The organism is Flavobacterium enshiense DK69, assembly GCF_000498495.1.
Taxonomy (GTDB): domain Bacteria; phylum Bacteroidota; class Bacteroidia; order Flavobacteriales; family Flavobacteriaceae; genus Flavobacterium; species Flavobacterium enshiense.
Genome location: NZ_AVCS01000034.1, coordinates 1 through 1286, shown reverse-complemented (window position 1 = coordinate 1286; position 1286 = coordinate 1). Strand labels below are relative to the sequence as shown.

The 1286-nt window shown below is 46.7% G+C and carries 1 protein-coding gene; it reads right to left on the bottom strand.

Annotated elements, in window-relative coordinates; genetic code table 11:
* Nucleotides 1–31 precede the first annotated feature (31 nt).
* Nucleotides 32–1286: OmpA family protein (locus FEDK69T_RS15000; RefSeq protein ID WP_035656458.1), on the bottom strand; the 1255-nt coding region annotated here is incomplete at its 5' end.

Below are 1286 nucleotides of genomic sequence, written 5' to 3'. Positions count from 1 at the left end.
GGGCGCTTTTTCAATCATTTTACAAGATTGGTTATTTCTTCACGATCATGAACTCAGAACGTCTGTTTTTAGCATGTTCCTCGTCTGTACATTGGTCGCATTGTACTTTCGGTTCGCTCTCACCGTATCCTTTGCCCGAGATGCGGTCTTTAGCGATTCCTTTAGAAATCACGTACTGCACCGTAGCTTTGGCACGACGATCGGATAAGTTCATGTTGAACTGGTCCGTTCCGCGGTTGTCCGTGTGCGATTTAACCATAATCACCATGTTCGGGCTGTTTTTCATCACCTGAACCAATTTGTCTAACTCAAATGCACCTTGTTTGGTGATGTTGCTCTTGTTGTATTCGAAGAAGATATCGTTTAAGATTACCTCTGTATCAGTAATGATTACATCGATCGGATCCAATTCCGCCACAATCGGCATTTCACCGCCTTTGGATTTGGCCACCGCGATGGTTTTGCTCACAAAGCCGTCTTTGGATACTTGTAGCGTGTAGGCTTTGTCACATTCCGTTCCGTATTGTACCAAACCGTCAGCTCCTGTGGTTTTGTGTTCGATCATATTGTTTCTCTCGTCTAAGATAGCCACGGTAGCTCCCGATAGGATAGCGCCTGTTTTAGCATTCTTAACCGTAGTGTTCAACTGAACGTTACATAACGGAATCGCCATGTAGATATCGTCCTGTCCGCCTCGGTTACTTGAGTAGAATCCGATATTCTGGTCTCTGTCGAAGGTGAAGGCAAAATCGTCTCTCTCCGAGTTGATCGGTTTTCCGACGTTTTTAGCCTCTGTGCCTTTTTCAAGGTCGATCACAAATACGTCCAGCCCTCCGAATCCTTGTCTTGAGTCGGATGAGAAGTACAATTTGTTGTCATCGCTAATGAACGGGAAGTTCTCTCTTCCTTCGGTGTTCACCTTAGCACCAAGGTTCTCCGGCGTTCCGTAAGTGTTGTCACCCGTGATGGCTACTTTCCAGATGTCCGCCCCACCCATGGTGCCCGGCATGTCTGAAGAGAAGTACAATGTTTTTCCGTCTTTGGACAAACTCGGGTTTCCTACCTGATAGTCTTTGTTGTTAAACGGAAGCGCCTGTACGTTGCCCCATTTACCGTCCGCTTTGGTGGCTCTGAACAAACCTACCTTGCCGTATTTGATTTTCTTTTCCTTGCTCTTGTCGAAGATTTTATCGCGGAAGGTCTCGCTGGCAAAGTACATCGTGTTACCGTCTTCGCTGATAGCTGCAGGACCGTCATGCCATTTGCTGTTCATGCCTTCTACTTCG